Annotated in this window: 16 protein-coding genes; 11 read left to right on the forward strand and 5 right to left on the reverse strand. The window is 45.0% G+C overall.

Going from position 1 to position 18,400, the window contains the following annotated elements:
- The 3 genes from GPLA_RS08090 to hutI form a co-directional block, all read right to left on the reverse strand.
- Window positions 1–218 (reverse strand): helix-turn-helix domain-containing protein (locus GPLA_RS08090; RefSeq protein ID WP_040514227.1); only part of this gene is annotated, 218 nt, incomplete at its 3' end.
- A gap of 551 nt (window positions 219–769) precedes the next feature.
- Window positions 770–1,735, reverse strand: a complete 966-nt coding sequence (gene hutG / locus GPLA_RS08095; protein WP_007104375.1) for a formimidoylglutamase — start codon at window positions 1,733–1,735, stop codon at window positions 770–772.
- Window position 1,736: 1 nt separating this feature from the next.
- Window positions 1,737–2,948 (reverse strand): imidazolonepropionase, encoded by a 1,212-nt coding sequence (gene hutI / locus GPLA_RS08100; protein ID WP_007104376.1) that lies wholly within the window; start codon window positions 2,946–2,948, stop codon window positions 1,737–1,739.
- Window positions 2,949–3,048: 100 nt separating this feature from the next.
- Between hutI and hutC the strand changes: the two genes are divergently transcribed.
- The 4 genes from hutC (at window position 3,049) to GPLA_RS08120 (ending at window position 7,944) form a co-directional block, all read left to right on the forward strand.
- The gene (gene hutC / locus GPLA_RS08105) at window positions 3,049–3,765 is read left to right on the forward strand and encodes a histidine utilization repressor (protein ID WP_007104377.1); all 717 of its coding nucleotides are present in this window, start codon (window positions 3,049–3,051) and stop codon (window positions 3,763–3,765) included.
- Between the two features lies 1 nt (window position 3,766).
- Complete coding sequence (gene hutU / locus GPLA_RS08110; RefSeq protein ID WP_007104378.1) at window positions 3,767–5,437, forward strand: urocanate hydratase; 1,671 nt, start codon at window positions 3,767–3,769, stop codon at window positions 5,435–5,437.
- A gap of 4 nt (window positions 5,438–5,441) precedes the next feature.
- Window positions 5,442–6,968 (forward strand): histidine ammonia-lyase, encoded by a 1,527-nt coding sequence (hutH, locus tag GPLA_RS08115; protein ID WP_007104379.1) that lies wholly within the window; start codon window positions 5,442–5,444, stop codon window positions 6,966–6,968.
- A 196-nt stretch (window positions 6,969–7,164) separates the two neighbouring features.
- A complete protein-coding gene (locus GPLA_RS08120; protein ID WP_007104380.1) occupies window positions 7,165–7,944 on the forward strand; it encodes a peptidylprolyl isomerase in 780 nt (259 codons plus the stop codon).
- A gap of 69 nt (window positions 7,945–8,013) precedes the next feature.
- Here GPLA_RS08120 and typA read toward each other — a convergent pair whose 3' ends face one another.
- Window positions 8,014–9,849 (reverse strand): translational GTPase TypA, encoded by a 1,836-nt coding sequence (typA, locus tag GPLA_RS08125; RefSeq protein WP_007104381.1) that lies wholly within the window; start codon window positions 9,847–9,849, stop codon window positions 8,014–8,016.
- Between the two features lie 374 nt (window positions 9,850–10,223).
- On the opposite strand from typA, the gene glnA reads away from it, so the two are divergent.
- The 4 genes from glnA (at window position 10,224) to glnG (ending at window position 14,913) form a co-directional block, all read left to right on the forward strand.
- The gene (gene glnA / locus GPLA_RS08135) at window positions 10,224–11,633 is read left to right on the forward strand and encodes a glutamate--ammonia ligase (RefSeq protein ID WP_007104383.1); all 1,410 of its coding nucleotides are present in this window, start codon (window positions 10,224–10,226) and stop codon (window positions 11,631–11,633) included.
- 190 nt (window positions 11,634–11,823) lie between these two features.
- Window positions 11,824–12,348, forward strand: a complete 525-nt coding sequence (locus GPLA_RS08140; RefSeq protein ID WP_007104384.1) for a hypothetical protein — start codon at window positions 11,824–11,826, stop codon at window positions 12,346–12,348.
- 82 nt (window positions 12,349–12,430) lie between these two features.
- Window positions 12,431–13,510: a nitrogen regulation protein NR(II) gene (gene glnL / locus GPLA_RS08145; protein WP_007104385.1), complete on the forward strand. Its 1,080-nt coding sequence runs from the start codon at window positions 12,431–12,433 to the stop codon at window positions 13,508–13,510.
- Window positions 13,507–14,913: a nitrogen regulation protein NR(I) gene (glnG, locus tag GPLA_RS08150; protein WP_007104386.1), complete on the forward strand. Its 1,407-nt coding sequence runs from the start codon at window positions 13,507–13,509 to the stop codon at window positions 14,911–14,913. The genes glnL and glnG overlap by 4 nt, the downstream gene beginning before the upstream one ends.
- Before the next feature lie 57 nt (window positions 14,914–14,970).
- On the opposite strand, the gene GPLA_RS08155 is transcribed toward glnG, so the two are convergent.
- Window positions 14,971–16,110 carry an HD-GYP domain-containing protein gene (locus GPLA_RS08155; RefSeq protein ID WP_007104387.1) on the reverse strand — a complete coding sequence of 380 codons (1,140 nt, stop codon included), beginning with the start codon at window positions 16,108–16,110 and terminating at the stop codon, window positions 14,971–14,973.
- Between the two features lie 185 nt (window positions 16,111–16,295).
- Here GPLA_RS08155 and GPLA_RS08160 point away from each other — a divergent pair, with 185 nt between their 5' ends.
- The 3 genes from GPLA_RS08160 to GPLA_RS08170 all read left to right on the forward strand — a co-directional run bounded on the left by GPLA_RS08160 (window position 16,296) and on the right by GPLA_RS08170 (window position 18,361).
- Window positions 16,296–17,015: a 1-acylglycerol-3-phosphate O-acyltransferase gene (locus GPLA_RS08160; protein WP_007104388.1), complete on the forward strand. Its 720-nt coding sequence runs from the start codon at window positions 16,296–16,298 to the stop codon at window positions 17,013–17,015.
- 32 nt (window positions 17,016–17,047) lie between these two features.
- A complete protein-coding gene (gene rraB, locus GPLA_RS08165; RefSeq protein ID WP_007104389.1) occupies window positions 17,048–17,407 on the forward strand; it encodes a ribonuclease E inhibitor RraB in 360 nt (119 codons plus the stop codon).
- Window positions 17,408–17,521: 114 nt separating this feature from the next.
- Window positions 17,522–18,361, forward strand: coding sequence for a choice-of-anchor H family protein (locus GPLA_RS08170; RefSeq protein WP_007104390.1), 840 nt, complete (start codon window positions 17,522–17,524; stop codon window positions 18,359–18,361).
- Window positions 18,362–18,400: the final 39 nt, after the last annotated feature.

Below are 18,400 nucleotides of genomic sequence, written 5' to 3' on the forward strand. Positions count from 1 at the left end.
AGGTGATTGGTATAATCTATCAACGCTACCTTTTGCTGCTCCGTTAGGAGGCAGGGTCTACCTGATGGTTTTTTACTTTCAAGGGCGCTGATACCACCTTTGAGATACTTGGCAACCCACTCATTGACCATTCTTCGGCTAACATTCAGAGTTCTGGCAACTTCAGCTTTATTTTTACCTGCTTTAAAATGCGCTACCGCTAATAAACGCATACGCATTCGATGATCTTTTACTGTGTTAGAGAGTGCTTTTAATTATTGCTCAGTGTGATTATTCAAGGGAAATATTAGGTGGCTTTGAGATAAGCACATTAGATCACATCTTTATGCGGATTGGTATTAGGCGAACTTCGCCGTGAAAACAGGCCCAATGCGTGTAGCGTGGTATGCTATGCGCTACCGCCATGTCATCGCCTACTCAGGCTGTCTTCTCTGTAGCTGTCTCTAATACATGCTTCTCTATAACCGTTCCAAACTCTGCGTCGTTGTAGGTCTTGCTATTGGTCGTTGTTTCGCTACTACAGAAACTAGCCTTACTTCCGTTCAGAACAAAGCCATCCTAATGGGTCTACTATTTTCGTCTCTGTGGTAACGTAAATAGTAAGCGCAGCTCAAACACCAATATTAATGTGGCAAGCTTCTCTATTGTTGTTTCATTCGATAACCGATGTTCAATAGGTATTGTGCGAAAGTGTTAATTTATAGGATCAGATAGGGAGGCGGTTTAATGTTACTTCCGTTGAAAGGGACAGGGTAAAAGGCTAAGCTTTCTACTGAGAAAATTTTGCCTGTAACATCTCAAAAATCACTCTCGCCGCCAGTTTAGCGGTACGGTTGTCAATATCGTAGACAGGATTCAGTTCCGCTACGTCCGATAATGCCCAATGAAAGTCATATTGCACTTGGGCTTTAGCTAACCAGCGTAAGGTGCTAATTACAAAGTCTGCTGAAATACCGAGGCTGCTCGGGGCGCTTACTCCAGGAGCCATGTAAGGTGGAAACGCATCCATACAGACGGTGACATATAATTCATCTATGCTCTCAAGCATGGGCACTAATAAAGATTGGGCCGCCTCTAACGAGCAGTGCTCGTCGAGTAAATAGCGTGTATCGCTGTGCTGTGCAAAGGCAAAGAGTGCCTGGGTGTTGGCTGTTTTTGCAACGCCAAGACAGGCGTAATTAAACGGTATGTTGTGTGCCGTACAGTGCTGATGAATTTGCCTAAAAGGAGTACCAGAACTGGTAAACGGTGCGGGTTTTCTTAGGTCAAAATGGGCATCGAAATTAATCACGCCGATCCGCTTTTGACGCTGGTTATTGTTATTAATGTGGGCGTGCTCAACAGCTGAGTACAAACCCAAATAACTACCCCAAGCGATTTCATGGCCTCCGCCTAATCCAATAATGAAATCTTTGTTTAGCAGGGCGTTATGTACCTTCTGTGCATAATCACGTTGGCTTTTGTCAAGGCTGTTAGTGGCGACGATATCGCCGTCATCAAGCAAGTTAGCCTGAGTATGCCAGGCTAGATTTGCCAAAGCATTGCGGATGGCTTGAGGCCCATCCTTAGCTCCAATACGGCCTTTGTTGGCTGCTACGCCTAAATCGCTGGCTAGTCCAATGAGGTGGCAGTTAGGCAAAAGGTCAGCAGTTTGATTAACAACTTGATGCCAACGCCAACCTAGCTGTTCATCTTCCTTGTCTATTCTGCCTTGCCACACTGGTTGTTCAGCCATGTTAACGCTCCTGTCCTGCTAACCATTTTCGTGTCGGTCTGACAAGGTTCATCCCATAGCTCAACTGCGACGGGTGTTCTATGTCCCATAAGCCCAGATCGGCAGTAAAACCCAATGCAATTTGCCCCTTATTTACTAAACCCAATGCTCGGGCAGCGTTTTTAGTAACGCCAAACAATGCTTCTTCAGGCGTCAGACCAAAAAGGATGCAGCCCATATTTAACATTGTTAGCAATGAAGCAATAGGCGAACTTCCGGGATTTAGATCCGTCGCTAGCGCGATGGGTACCTTATGTTGACGCAGAGCATCAATAGGGGGAAGTTGGGTTTCACGTAAACTGTAAAAAGCACCGGGTAGCAGCATAGCAACCGTGCCTGCTTTGGCTAAAACAGGCACGTCGCTACTGGATAGGTATTCGATGTGGTCCACCGAGAGTGCATGATAATGAGCTGCCAACTTAGCGCCTTTCAAATCAGATAGTTGCTCGACGTGAGCCTTAATGTGTAACCCGTTTTTCTGGGCGGCGATAAACACTTTTTCGCACTGCGCAGGGGAAAATCCAATAGATTCACAAAATACATCAACAGCACTAGCCAGCCCTTGTTGCTTGATGCGCGGGATCAGTTCGTTACAGACAAGTTGCACATACTCATCGGGATTATCTTGATATTCGATAGGGACAGCATGGGCCCCTAAATAGGTCGTAATAATATTGACCCCTAGGTGTTTTTCTATCTCCTTAGCTGTTTCGAGCATTTTTATTTCGGTGTCAGTATCAAGGCCATAACCGGATTTGACTTCTATGGTGGTCACGCCTTCGTCGACCAACCGTGCTGCACGTTTAAGCGCACCTTGTAACAATGATTCGCTGGACGCTGCGCGGGTAGCATTGACTGTGCTTTGAATTCCGCCGCCTTGACGAGCGATATCAGCGTAGCTTTTACCTTGTTGACGCATTTCAAACTCCAATGCGCGATTACCACCAAATACTAAGTGCGTATGGCAATCGATTAGCCCAGGCAGTAACCACTGACCGGCACCATTAAATTCGGCACTGGCTCGTACGTTTTCATCTTGGGACGAACCAATGTGGCTAATAAGCCCATCTTTAATCGCGACGCAGGCATTTTCGATTAACCCGTAAGGTTGCCCATTATCTTGCATTGACGCGATATGTACATTGCGTATTAACAAATCGGCAGCTTTAGTCATCAGTTTCATTCTCCTAAAAACCTGCTTAGAGTTTACTTGTACATACTTGTATATACAAGTATGTTGCAGTACATTGCTAAACGAGCAAGGAGATAAACCAATGCCGCCCAGATTTGTACAAATTAAGTCAGCCATTTTCGATCAGATAGAATCCGGAGGGATGAAACCTGGGGACAAGGTGCAATCAGAAAACCAGTTAGCTGAGGCGTTTCAGGTCAGTCGAATGACCGCTCGTCGGGCATTGACTGAGCTAGTGGATGAAGGTGTATTAGCACGAAGCCAAGGGCTGGGTACTTTTGTATGTGATCATCGTCCTATGAGTTCGTTGCTGGAAATTCGTAGTATCGATGACGAAATAACCCAGCGTGGTCACCATTATTCAAACCGTATCTTATTGCAACGTCAGGTTACCGCTAATACTCAACAGGCAGCTTGGTTTGACGTTAAGCCTCAGCAAACACTTTTTCATACACGTATTGTGCATAGTGAAAACGACTTGCCTGTACAACTAGAGGACCGGTTGGTTAACCCTAGGTGGGCGCCGGATTATTTACAGCAAGACTTTACGCACATCACCGCCAATCATTATCTGAGTAACGTTGCACCCCTGACACAAGCTGATCATTCAATCGAAGCTATTTTACCAAGCAAAGAGATTGCTGAGCCTTTGACCATTGCGCTCACTCAACCTTGTTTGCAAATAAGCCGGCGTACATTTTCAGCTAAAGGGGTGGTGAGTTATGCATTGCTCTTTCACCCAGGCAACAGATATCGCATCGGGGGACACCTCGACTTCTCCAACACCATTAGGAGTTAACATGAATCGTTTGGATCCAGATAGAATGATAAGGGCAGCGAGAGGCTCGGCACTGACCGCTAAAAGTTGGCAAACAGAAGCACCTTTACGCATGTTGATGAATAACCTTGATCCCGAGGTTGCTGAGCATCCTAATAGTTTAGTGGTGTATGGTGGAATTGGGCGTGCGGCTCGTGACTGGCCATGTTATGACAAAATCGTTGAAGTGCTAACACGCCTGAATAACGATGAAACATTATTGATTCAAAGCGGTAAACCTGTGGGGGTGTTCCCCACCCATGAAAATGCCCCTCGAGTGTTGATTGCTAACTCCAATTTAGTACCGCACTGGGCAAACTGGGAGCACTTCAACGAGTTAGATAAAAAAGGCCTAATGATGTACGGTCAGATGACCGCGGGCTCTTGGATATATATTGGCTCTCAAGGCATAGTGCAAGGCACCTATGAAACCTTTGTGGCAATCGCAAAAGCTCATTTTGATGGGCAGGCAAAAGGTCGCTGGATATTAACAGGTGGCCTTGGCGGAATGGGCGGCGCACAGCCATTGGCTGCTACCATGGCGGGTTTTTCGATGATCGCGGTGGAAGTAGACCAGAGCCGTATCGATTTTCGGATCAAAACGGGCTACCTAGATAAAAAAGCCCATTCAATTGAGCAAGCTTTACAATTATTAGAACAGGCAAAAACGCAGGGGCAGGCGATCAGTATAGGATTATTAGGCAATGCTGCCGATGTATTCACGCAGATATTAGCCATGGATGTGGTACCTGATGTCGTCACCGACCAAACCAGCGCTCATGACCCGCTAAATGGTTATTTACCGCAAAACTGGACCTTAGCCCAGGCTGCTGAGGCCCGCACCGCAGATGAAGCGCTAGTAATTCGAGCTGCAAAGCAGTCCATGGCAATGCACGTCAAGGCGATGCTTGGTTTACAAGCCAAAGGCGCGGCCACACTTGATTATGGTAATAATATTCGGCAGGTAGCACTCGATGAAGGAGTAAGTAACGCATTCGATTTCCCCGGTTTTGTGCCGGCCTATATTCGTCCGTTATTTTGTCAGGGAATTGGCCCATTTCGCTGGGTCGCACTCTCTGGCGACCCGCAAGATATCTATAAAACTGATGCTAAAGTTAAAGAACTCATTCCTGATAATCCCCAGCTGCATAATTGGTTGGATATGGCGAAAAAGCGCATTCAATTTCAGGGTTTGCCAGCACGCATTTGTTGGGTCGGCTTGGGAGAGCGACAAAAACTCGGCTTGGCGTTCAATGAGATGGTGAGAGCGGGAGAACTATCCGCCCCTGTGGTCATTGGCCGGGATCATTTAGACTCAGGTTCAGTGGCTTCACCTAATCGTGAAACGGAAAGTATGCTAGATGGCTCGGATGCTGTCTCTGATTGGCCGCTGCTTAATGCCATGCTTAACACCGCTGGCGGCGCAACCTGGGTGAGCTTGCATCACGGCGGTGGTGTCGGTATGGGCTTTAGTCAGCACTCAGGTGTGGTGATTGTGTGTGATGGGACTGACGACGCGGCTAAGCGTATCGCCCGGGTTTTGCACAACGACCCTGCTACCGGTGTTATGCGCCACGCCGATGCCGGCTATGACATTGCGCAGCAGTGCGCCCAAGATAATCATCTCGATTTACCCATGTTAAATAAGGAATAAGCGTATGGCACTAAAAATAATATTAAAGCCGGGGCAACTTACGCTGAGTGATCTCCGTGAAGCGTATCGCCGTCATCGTCCTATTGAGCTTGACCCGTCGGCCCATGAAAATATACATAAAGCCGAGCAAGTTGTGCGCAATGTCATTACCCAGGGGCGCACAGTGTATGGCATTAATACTGGATTTGGTTTGTTGGCTAACACGAAAATTGAAGTAGATGAATTAGAATTATTGCAGCGCAGCATTGTATTGTCCCATGCCGCTGGAATTGGCGCGTTTATGTCATCGGCTACGGTAAGATTGTTGCTTTTACTTAAAATAAACTCACTTTCCCGCGGATTTTCGGGTATTCGCTTGAGTGTCATTGAAGCGCTCATCGCGCTATATAATCATCAGGTGTACCCAGCTATTCCGGAAAAGGGATCCGTGGGGGCTTCAGGTGATTTAGCGCCATTGGCGCACATGAGTGCTGTGTTGTTAGGTGAAGGAGAAGTCATTTATCAGGGGAATCGTATTTCAGCTGAGAAGGGTCTTATGATTGCTGGCCTCAACAAGATTTCTCTGGCACCCAAAGAAGGCCTAGCGTTACTCAATGGCACGCAGGCTTCCACTGCTTTTGCTCTGCAAGGGCTGTTCTACGCCGAAAATGCAATTACCTGTGCCACAGCCATTGGTGCATTAAGTGTCGACGCCGCACTCGGCTCTCGGGTGCCTTTTGATGAGCGCATTCATTTAGCGCGGGGACATAAAGCGCAAATTGATATGGCATCGGCATTTCGCATAATGTTAAGTGCGTCTGAAATAGGCGTTTCTCATGGCGGCTGCGAAAAGGTCCAAGACCCCTATTCCCTGCGCTGTCAACCGCAGGTTATGGGCGCGTGTTTACAGCAAATTCGCTATGCTGCAGAAACCTTAGTCACTGAGGCAAACGGCGTATCAGATAATCCGTTGGTTTTTGCCGATACGGACGATATTCTATCGGGTGGTAACTTTCATGCTGAAGCGGTTGCAATTACCGCGGATACGCTCGCCATCGCATTGTCTGAAATAGGTGCATTGTCAGAGCGCCGTATGGCGTTGTTAATTGATTCTCATCTTAGCGGGCTACCGCCATTTTTAGTGGATAACGGTGGGGTTAATTCTGGTTTTATGATTGCTCAGGTCACCAGTGCCGCACTGGCAAGCGAAAACAAAACCTATGCCCATCCTGCATCAATTGACTCTCTACCTACCTCAGCCAATCAGGAAGACCATGTTTCAATGGCGACATTTGCGGGAAGGCGTTTGCGGGATATTTTTGACAACGTAGCGGGCATATTGGCGATTGAATGGTTAGCGGCCTGTCAGGGACTCGATTTCAGAAAACCACTGGAAACCAGCGAGCCGCTGCAAGCTGTACACAAGCTACTGCGCAGTAAAGTCGCATTTTATGATAAAGACCGCTATTTTTCGCCGGATATAGAAAACGCTAAGCGCTTGATAACCAGTCATGCTTTGTTTGATAGTTTACCGCCACTTTCGTTGCTGTAATTGCGCTAAAATACTCCAATTATCGCGCAAAAAACGTATGATTCTTCGCCTTAATATTTGGCTAACCGGCTGTCAGCTACCTTTCAGGCAAGCCTCTGTGCGCTAACACGCAAAATGATTACAAATTGTTAAGTTTCCTGGAGCGGATTTCGATTATTCTATACCTACCTTAATTTACGCAAAGTATAAGCTGTTTATGAGATTAAAATTTTCCACGCTAGCCGTCGTTGCTGCGTTAACCAGTGTGTCAGTTGGACAAGCTAATGCCACCGAAGTACAGATTAAAACGGTGCTGGGCAATGTAAACGTTAACTTATTTGATACGGCGACACCGCAAACAGTAGCTAATTTTCTGAGCTATGTTAATTCGGGCGCTTATGCCAACAACGTTGTACATCGCAGCGAACCCAATTTTGTTGTGCAAGCAGGTGGATTTCAATATAACAATAGCCTTCCTTTAGATAATGTTCCCACCGGCACTGCAGTGCAAAATGAGCCTGAGCTTTCCAATGTGCGAGGCACGATTGCCATGGCAAAGTTAGGCGGCAGTGTTAATAGTGCGACTTCACAGTGGTTTATTAATGTGAGCAATAATAGTGCTAACCTCGATGTGCAAAATGGTGGCTTTACTGTTTTCGGACAAGTGTTAGGCGACGGTATGGACATCATCGATGCCATTGCGGCACTTGAGCGCTTCAATTTAGGTGGGGCAGCAAGTGCGGCACCTTTGCGCAATTATACTCAAGCTGATGCTACTGCAGGTGTTGATATTACTGACGAACATTTGGTGCTCATTAGTGATGTGGTCGTGACAGATGCCGCGACGGTAACGCACGCCGAGTTAACCCCCACGGCGAATACCTTGATCGAACAAGACAATGGTGGTTCGAGTTCGGGGGGCTCAGGTGGCAGTGCAGGGTTTTGGGGATTATTAGGCTTGGCAGTTTTAGGTATTAGACGCAGAATATTCAGCTAATGACGCTGTTTTGAAATATAAAAAAACGGCTCAAATGAGCCGTTTTTTAGTGGGGGTTTTTAACAACATTTACTCTTTTGAGCGACCCGCACGTTTACGATCGTTTTCAGTCAGTAATTTCTTACGTAAACGAATACTTTTAGGGGTAACTTCAACCAGTTCATCGTTGTCAATAAACTCTAATGCTTGTTCAAGTGACATTACGATAGGCGGTATTAACGTTTGTGCTTCATCTGTCCCTGAGGAACGAACGTTCGTTAACTGTTTACCTTTAAGGGCATTCACTGTCAGATCGTTTTCACGGGTATGAATACCGATCAACATGCCTTCGTATACTTCAGTCGCGTGACCGATGAACATACGTCCGCGCTCTTGTAAGTTAAACAAGGCGTTAGTCAATGCTTTACCCGTTGCATTGGCAATCAAAACACCATTCTTACGCTGGCCGATGTTGCCACCTTTATGGGGACCATAATGATCAAAGGTATGATAAAGCAAACCAGAACCTGAGGTCATAGTCAAAAAGTCAGTTTGGAAACCGATCAAACCACGACTAGGAATGATGAAGTCCATACGAATACGGCCTTTACCATCTGGAGACATATTGGTTAGCTCGCCTTTACGTAAGCCAATTTGCTCCATGATTGAACCTTGATGCTGTTCTTCACAGTCAATGGTCACAGTTTCAAATGGTTCTTCTAACTTACCGTCTACTTCACGCAAGATTACTTCTGGACGTGATACCGCTAGCTCGTAACCCTCACGTCGCATATTTTCAATCAATATACCTAGGTGTAGTTCACCACGACCCGATACACGGAATTTATCCGGATCAGCTGTTTCATCAACACGCAACGCTACGTTGTGGATCAATTCATCTTGCAAACGTTCTAGGATATTACGTGAAGTAACGTACTTACCTTCTTTACCACAAAATGGAGAGTTGTTTACTTGGAAGGTCATGGTTACCGTTGGTTCATCAACTGATAACGGAGGTAAGGCTTCCACAGTATTTGGATCACAAATAGTATCAGAAATCTTAAGTTCACCTACACCGGTAACAGCAACGATGTCACCGACAGTTCCTACTTCAATTTCAGTACGGTCCAAGCCCATATAACCTAATATTTGGCCTATTTTAGCGTTACGCTTCTTGCCGTCAGCACCGATTACGGTAACGGCTTGGTTAATACGTGCAGAACCACGTGATATCCGACCCACTCCAATTACACCCACATAAGAGTTGTAATCAAGTTGAGAAATTTGCATTTGGAACGGACCGTCGATGTCGCCGCTTGGTGCTTTAACGTGTTTAACGATAGTTTCGAATAAAGGCGTCATGTCTTCGCTAGGTTTGTCAGCATCAATACTTGCCCAACCGTTAAGTGCTGATGCATAAACGACTTGGAAATCAAGCTGATCATCAGTAGCACCTAAGTTGTCGAACAAATCGAAAACTTGATCAATAACCCAATCAGGACGCGCGCCTGGTTTGTCGATTTTATTAAGTACGACGATAGGCTTAAGCCCTTGAGCGAATGCTTTTTGTGTTACGAAACGCGTTTGAGGCATTGGGCCTTCTTGCGCATCAACTAGCAGCAACACAGAGTCTACCATGGACATTACACGCTCAACTTCACCACCAAAATCGGCGTGTCCAGGAGTGTCTACAATGTTGATACGGTAATCATTCCAACGGATCGCAGTATTCTTAGCAAGTATGGTAATACCGCGCTCTTTCTCGATATCGTTAGAGTCCATAACCCGTTCTTCAGCAGCGCCTCTGCTCTCAAGCGTTCCGGACTGTTGTAAAAGTTTATCAACTAGGGTGGTTTTCCCGTGGTCAACGTGGGCAATAATTGCTATGTTCCTCAAGTTGGCAGTCGAGGTTTGCGATGCGCTCATGATATTTTCTCTAGTATGGGTGGATTTAACCACCATTAACGGAATTTATAGGGCGCGGATTGTACAGTTTTAATGTGCATTTTGCGAACACCATTTAGAGTTTATGCATATTTAGCGTTTTGAGTATGGGTTTGCACTATTAAGTGTCACGTCAAACTAGGTGCAGGAGGTACATTTCCTGCGTTGCACTATTATGTTGCATTACTTCACCTTGTTGGTGCGTCATTGTTGGGCATTGCAAGCTGTGCCCACTTGATAAGCCCATTTAACAACGATTCTGCCAATATTGTGATTGGCATGATTATCGCTTCTAACTTTATTAAGTTAACCAATATCAAGGTTATTTTACATTACCGTTTAATCTGGAGGACGAAATGTCAGTAGAAAAGGCTTTACAGTTTATACAAGAAAACGAAGCTAAATTTGTAGATTTGCGCTTTACGGACACTAAAGGCAAAGAACAGCATATCTCTATTCCTGCGCATCAAGTAAATGAAGACTTCTTCGAAGAAGGCAAAATGTTTGATGGCTCATCTATAGCAGGTTGGAAAGGCATAAATGAATCTGACATGGTATTGATGCCAGATACTGACACACTCGTTGTTGACCCGTTTGCTGAAGAAACACAAGTAAATATTCGTTGTGACATTCTTGAACCGAATACCATGCAGGGTTACGACCGTGACCCGCGTTCAGTGGCTCGCCGCGCCGAGGAATACCTTATATCAACCGGTATCGGTGATAAGGTTTTATTTGGTCCTGAGCCTGAGTTCTTCTTATTTGATGATGTACGTTTTCACACTGATATGTCTGGTTCTTTCTTCAAAATCGATTCTGCGGAAGCAAAATGGAACTCTGGCGCTGAATTTGAAGAAGGCAACATGGCGCACCGTCCCGGTGTAAAAGGCGGTTACTTCCCCGTTCCTCCTGTTGATTCGTCTCATGATACGCGCGCCGCTATGTGTATGGTTATGGAAGAAATGGGGATGACTGTTGAAGCTCATCACCATGAAGTGGCAACGGCTGGTCAGAACGAAATCGCTTTTCTTTTCAACACATTAGTTAAAAAAGCCGATGAAGTTCAAATGTATAAGTATGTTGTTCACAACGTAGCTCATGCATATGGTCAAACCGCTACCTTTATGCCTAAGCCACTTGTTGGCGATAATGGTTCTGGTATGCATTGCCACCAATCTATTTCTAAAGATGGCAAAAACATTTTTGCTGGTGACAAATATGCTGGTATGTCTGAAGACGCCTTGTTCTATATTGGCGGTATCATTAAACATGCACGTGCTATTAACGCATTTGCAAACGCATCGACTAATTCGTACAAACGCTTAGTACCTGGTTTCGAAGCGCCTGTTATGCTGGCTTACTCAGCGCGTAACCGTTCTGCCTCTATTCGTATTCCACATGTGAGCAGTGAAAGAGCGCGCCGGATCGAAGTGCGTTTCCCTGATCCTACAGCTAACCCATACTTGGCATTCTCTGCCATGCTTATGGCTGGTCTAGACGGAATCAAAAACAAGATCCACCCTGGCGATGCGATGGATAAAGATCTTTATGATCTTCCAGCTGAAGAAGCGGCAGAAATACCTACTGTTGCAACGTCATTAGAGCAAGCCCTCGCTGCGTTAGACAGTGACCGTGAGTTCTTAACCGCTGGTGGCGTAATGAGCGACGATATGATCGATGCCTACATTAAGCTTAAAAGTGAAGAAGTTGAATTGTTGAATACCTCAGTGCACCCTGTTGAATTCGACATGTATTACAGCGTCTAATATTTCATGCTGCTTTGGCCGTGGTAAAAGCTTTACCTGTCCAAGTACATGATAATCATTTGAAAAGCCTGCATTATGCAGGCTTTTTTTTGGCGTAAATCATTAGGCATGCGGTTGCGTAAAATCGTTGCATAACGTCTGGTTTAATATTGGTATAGAATAAACTAGTCGTTACTTGCGAGTGGAAATTATGAACGCCCTTCATTTATGTGTATTTTTATGTTTTGTTTTTGCTGCTAACGCGCAAAGCGATAAGGTTTTCAGGGTGACAACGCCTGAGGGGGAAACGATATTTACCGACAATCCATCTGGAAATGCGGTACCAATCACCTTGCCCCAGGGCTCAGAAATGGCCTCAAGCCCGATAACACCTCTACCTAAGACTGCTGGGTCTTTGCTCGTTAAACAGCACGCAGATTCAACTCATTATCAAATGAACGTTGTCAGCCCTAAACCTGAGCAAACCATTCGTAGCAATATAGGGCAAGTAAACATCCAAACATCCCTTCACCCTAAAGTTCAGGGGGTTTATACCTTGCACTTAAATGATCAAGTGATGAGTCAAAATAGCGGTCTTTTTAGACTTAATAGTTTAGATCGTGGGGTATACACCTTCTATATCGAATTTGCTCTCAAGTCGGGCAAGATCCTTGCATCTACTTCCAAGCAAACCTTTTATTTGCACCAAGCCTCAGCGCTGAATCGCCCTAAGTAGGATCATTTACTTGACCCGATGGGAATAGTGAGCTGAGATTGATATAGAAGCACCAAAATGGTGCGTAATTATTTGTTGCCCTATGCCGTTTAAAATTAAAACAGACACCTTGTTAGATAATCTTTCTACAGCCGTCATCCTATTGGATGAGCAGCTCACCATCATTGAAGCGAATCACGCGGCTCAAGCTATGTTTGAGCGCAGTTTAAATTTACTGCTAGATTGCCCTATTAAGCAGCTCATCGCTGATTCAAGCTTAGATTTCGTTCGTTTTACCCAAGACATGCAGCACGGAGAAGGGTATTCAGACGGTGATGTGCAAATCTGCTTTGCTGACGGCCGCCACACACACGCTGACGTGACAGTTACCTGTTTGCATACTGCTTCAGGGGTAACCTTGTTATTAGAAGTACGCTTGATCGAACAGCAAAAAAAAATCAGTCAGGAAACGCAACAATGGGCACAGCAACAAGCCGCCCGAGAACTGATACGCGGACTTGCCCATGAGATCAAAAATCCACTGGGTGGTATTCGCGGTGCGGCTCAATTGTTGGAAAAAGAATTACCTTCAGCGGACTTAAAAGAGTTCACTAGCATGATCATTGAACAGTCAGATCGCTTGCGTAACCTAGTGGACAGATTATTAGGTCCTAACTCTCGGCCAAATTTTCAAAGTCACAATGTACATCGCGTATTAGAAAAAGTGATTACGTTGGTGCAGCTTGATTTAAGCCACGAGATTGTTATTGGGCGAGATTACGACCCGAGCATCCCTGAAAGTATTATCGATCAAGATATGGTGCAGCAAGCCGTTTTGAACATCATGCGTAATAGTGTTCAAGCCTTGGTTCAAAGCGGTCAAAGTGAAGGAACAATAAATGTGGTGACACGGATAGAACGTCAAGTGACGATCCACGGTGAGCGTCATCCTCTGTGTATGAAGATTAGCTTAGTTGATAACGGCCCGGGGATCCCGAACGAGCTTAAAGATACCTTATTTTATCCCATGGTAACTGGCAAAAAAGAAGGTACAGGGTTAGGCCTGTCGATTGCTCAGACATTGATTGATCATCACCACGGGAAAATCGACGTAGAGAGTTGGTCTGGCCACACCGACTTTTCTTTATATATTCCAATTAACAGGAAGGAACTTACCTCATGAGCACAGAACCCGTTTGGATAGTTGATGACGACAGTTCAATTCGTTGGGTGTTACAAAAAGCCTTACAAGCAGCGAGCATTCCCTGTTTTAGTTTCGAAAACCCAGAAGATTTACTTTTACAATTGCAAACTGACCAACCTCCTGAGGTCATAGTGTCAGATATACGTATGCCACAAATGGATGGTATGGCGTTACTGGAAGAAGTGCATAAGCGCTATCCGAATATTCCGGTTATTATTATGACGGCTCATTCTGATCTCGACAGCGCAGTAAATGCTTATCAAAGTGGCGCGTTTGAATATTTACCCAAGCCCTTTGATATCGACGAAGCTGTTGGATTAGTGCGCCGAGCGCTAACGCACGTGCGTGAACAAGCGAAAAGTAGTCAGCGACCTATTTTAGCGACCGCTACCGAAATAATTGGTGAAGCGCCGGCAATGCAAGAGGTGTTTAGAGCGGTCGGACGCTTGTCTCGTTCGAGTATCAGTGTGTTGATTAATGGTCAGTCAGGTACCGGGAAGGAATTGGTTGCCCAAGCTTTGCATCGCCACAGCCCCAGAGCCAAACAAACCTTTATTGCCTTGAATATGGCGGCGATACCCGCCGATTTGATTGAGTCTGAATTATTTGGCCACGAAAAAGGGGCTTTTACCGGTGCGCAGAACGCCCGACAAGGTCGCTTTGAACAGGCGGATGGCGGAACCTTGTTTCTAGATGAGATAGGGGATATGCCTCTAGATGTGCAGACACGTTTATTACGCGTTCTGGCCGATGGTCAATTTTACCGAGTAGGGGGCCATAACCCCGTTAGTGTTGATGTACGTATCATCGCGGCAACCCACCAAAATTTAGAGCAACGGGTGGCGGATGGAAAATTTAGAGAAGATCTATTTCATCGCTTAAACGTTATTCGTATCCATATTCCTCGTTTAACCGAGCGTCGGGAAGATGTGCCTTTACTCGCCGCGCATTTTTTACAAAAGGCAGGTGTAGAGTTAGGAGTTGAAGTAAAGAGCTTAAGCAAAGAGACCAAAAAAATTCTGATGCAATTACCCTGGCCCGGAAACGTGCGTCAGTTGGAGAATGTGTGCCGCTGGTTGACGGTTATGGCAAGTGGGCAAGAAGTGTTACCCCACGATTTGCCACCAGAGATTCATGAATTACCGCTCAGTAAAGATCAGCAAGAAGCCTCAGGTGACTGGCAAACTTTGCTTGCCACTTGGGCTGATGAACAGTTGCAATCTGGGCGCAACAATATTTTAGATGAGGCTATGTTGGTATTTGAACGGGTCTTACTCGAACGCGCATTATTTCATACCCACGGGCATAAGCAGGATGCGGCGAAACGTCTGGGTTGGGGACGTAATACACTGACGCGTAAGTTGAAAGAATTGAACATGTAATGAAAATTTATTCAGTGTTGATAGCAAATGTCTACCAACACTGAATACCTTACCCACCTACTTGGTCAGTAAAACGGTCATCGCTTTATTAAACATACCTAGCCATTTAGGGCAAAATTGGCCGTCTTTAATGCGGTTTATTTCAATAACTGCACGTTTTTTCGGATGTACCACATGACTGGTATGTGCGCGATTATGGGTAATTGCATTAAACGTATCTAAAATACCAATCAGCTTAGCACCATCGCAAATATCTGCTTCTTTTAGTCCTAAAGGATAGCCACTTCCGTCCATGCGCTCATGATGCTGCATAACGATTTTTCGTGCTTCATTCCAGTGAGATAAATGCTCTAACAAGCGGGCGCTTTTATATACGTGAGAGCGCATTAAATTAAATTCTGTTTCTGTCATACGTCCTTGTTTATGCAGGATTTCGATGGGCATGAATGCCATGCCAAAATCGTGCATATAACACGCGACGGCTAACTGGTCTTCGTCGATTGGCATGCCAGCAACTTTATTCACGTAAGCTGCTAATTTCGCGATACGATCCCCTCGACCATTCCAATACATCGAGCGTTTTTCAATGGGTTTCATCAATTCCCGGAAAAACAATATGTCGCCATGTTTTTGTTCACTTAGGTGTTTGGGTATCCCGCTGGTGGCAAGCTTTGAAGGGATCGAGCTATGTTCACCAGAGTCGTGTCTCGAATCAAATGCTTGTGCATCTAAACTTGGGTCAAGCAAGAGCACGGCTTCAGATAAAATTCTTTCATGCTCGGGGCTGTTATCTGGAGAAATCTTCGATATTTGGATGATCAATAAGTTAAATAGGCTAGCGTCGTATTCTGCTTTGCCATTTTGAATACAACTTTCGACAAAGATTTTAACTCTATCCATGCTTAATAACACCAGGTCGCTCATGTTGCTGGTGTATTCAATTTGGCTTTTACGTAAAAAATCGAGTAAGTCTTCAACGTGCTGTAACAGAGGGATCATCGGGCTGAAATTAACCAAGCCGAGGTCACCTTTTATTGTATGGATGGAACGAAATAAGGCCCGCTGCAGCTCTTTATCTTTTGGCTTAATTTCCAGTTCGATTAGGGTTTGTTCACTGGCTTCATAGAGTTCATTAATCTCCTCGAGCAAGTCGGTGAGAATGTCATCATCAAGATCTTCATGAGTAAACTGTTGCATGTATGCTAGCGCCCTAACCTTGGTATGTTTGCGATACGATATTCAATGTTATCGACTATAAAATGAGAATGATGAGATTTTTAAACTAAAATCAACGCGATAACACTAAAAATATGCACTGATCAGACATCCTGATTGGAAAATGTAGGTATAATCAGCGGCCATTTTAAACCATAGGATCGCGTGTGCTAGCTCTGCTACGGATTGTCAGTATTTTCTTTTACTTTCTTTTTATCAACCTGTTATTGGTGTTAATTTGTCTTTTTCGGCCCTTTCATCGGGATAATGTGCATTTAGCGGGCAAACTATATAGCTCTACTTGCAGGTTACTTGGCCTTACGATAGAGGTGCGTATCGCGCCAGAAGCAGAGCTTGATGGACCTTATGTGTTTATAGCCAATCACCAAAACAGCTACGACATCTTCACCATTTGCGCTGCTGCGCTAAAAGGTACCGTAACCGTGGGCAAAAAAAGCCTGAAATGGATCCCTATTTTTGGTCAGGTTTATTGGTTGTCAGGTAATATTATGATTGATCGCAAAAACTCGGGGCGGGCCATGGACACCCTCAAAAATACGGTCAGTAAAATGCGCAAGCGAAAGCTTTCTGTGTGGTTCTTTCCAGAAGGAACGCGAAGCTATGGGCGTGGGCTTTTGCCCTTCAAGTCTGGTGCCTTTCGCATTGCCAAACTGGCCAAGCGCCCTGTTGTGGTGGTGGCCGCTAGCAACCTTGAAAATAAGATAAAGCTGAATCGTTGGGACAATGGCACATTGATCATTGACGTGGGTAAGCCTTATGAACTCGATGGCAGCCGAACAACAAAAGAGTGGACCGAGTATTTTCACCAGATTATGCAAGCGAAGATTGCACAATTAGACAGTGAAGTTGACGCAAGCAACAGATAAACTAGCGCCTTAAATCGAATAAGGGACAGCACATGAGTACAGAGCAACAAGCAGAATGGTTTGAATTTAATCAAGAAACAGTCGAAGCATTGATTGAAGACGGTAGTGATAGCAGCAAGCCACATACTATTGAATATCACTTCGCCGGCAATGATTTTGATGTGCTGGAAAAAGCAGCAGTTGATGCTTTTAAAGCGGGTTTTGAAGTCGGTGATGCTGAAGAGCTGATGCTCGATGACGGAGGCACTATTTTTTGTTTCGATGCTGTAGTAGAGCGTTTGTTAGACGTTGAGTTACTTAACGCAGATACATTGAAATTACTGGTCATTGCCAATAAACACAAAGTCCATTTTGATGGTTGGGGTACATACTTTATTGAGCAAGACGCTTAATTAAAGGCGCTTAAAACGGCCATAAGCGACTGTGTTAACGCCAAGTAAGTTTGCCTTCAGGCTTTGTTCATGCAAAAAATCCGACACTCCCTCCATCTATTAAGGGAGTGCACCATGAAAATGCCATTATCCAGTTATCTTGTTTTGTTCTCAATTTGCAGTTTTTCTGCTTACTCAGAAGACGTATCTTGGTCTGCAAAATCAACCGACCGTCAAGCGGGTAATGTTTTAGCGACATTACAAAAATCATCAACACAAGTAAGCCAAAGTCCTGCCCCTGAGAGTCTTGAACATAATGGCTCTGACGCCAATAATCTACTCAGTTCGCAAGTGGGCATCAGCGATAACCATGAAAACCCTAACCTAAATAGCGCAGCAAAGGCCGTTGCATTAGCCATCCCCCAGTTAGCAAAAAAACTTGCGGCTCGGCCGGCAGCCACCCATGTTAATGGTGAATATTGGGTTTACGATGCCTATGTCACTCTGTATACCGACAGCGATTATGATGGATATTATCATCACTTTAGTGTGGACTTCGATGTGGATACCCAATATGCCCATGCAGACGTGTATGCTAGATTGTATTTAGGCACAGGAGACGAATTTCGGGAGTACCACACAACCGCTGATTTTCACATTGATGGGGATAGCACAGACGACCAATTAACGGTTGAAACTGAACTATTGAGTGGTTTCTATCCTGATGATTACGAGATATTAATAGAAATTTATGATGCGGTTACCAATGAGCTGGTGGCTGTGGCTGATGGGTATACCGATGCCGACCTCTACCTTGTAAGCATCGAAAGCCAAGATAACGAAGTTATTTATGTAGAGCCTGATGTCCTAGTGGTTGAGGCAAGCGGCGGTAGTACAGGTTGGTTTATTTTGTTTTTAGTGCCTGTCGCACTGGTCCGTATTTTTGCAGCATCACGCTTACCAAAACACAGCTAAGGAATTTATTTTCGTTTAACGCATATCCTCAATTGGGTT

It is taken from the genome of Paraglaciecola polaris LMG 21857 (assembly GCF_000315055.1).
GTDB classification, from domain to species: Bacteria; Pseudomonadota; Gammaproteobacteria; order Enterobacterales; family Alteromonadaceae; genus Paraglaciecola; species Paraglaciecola polaris.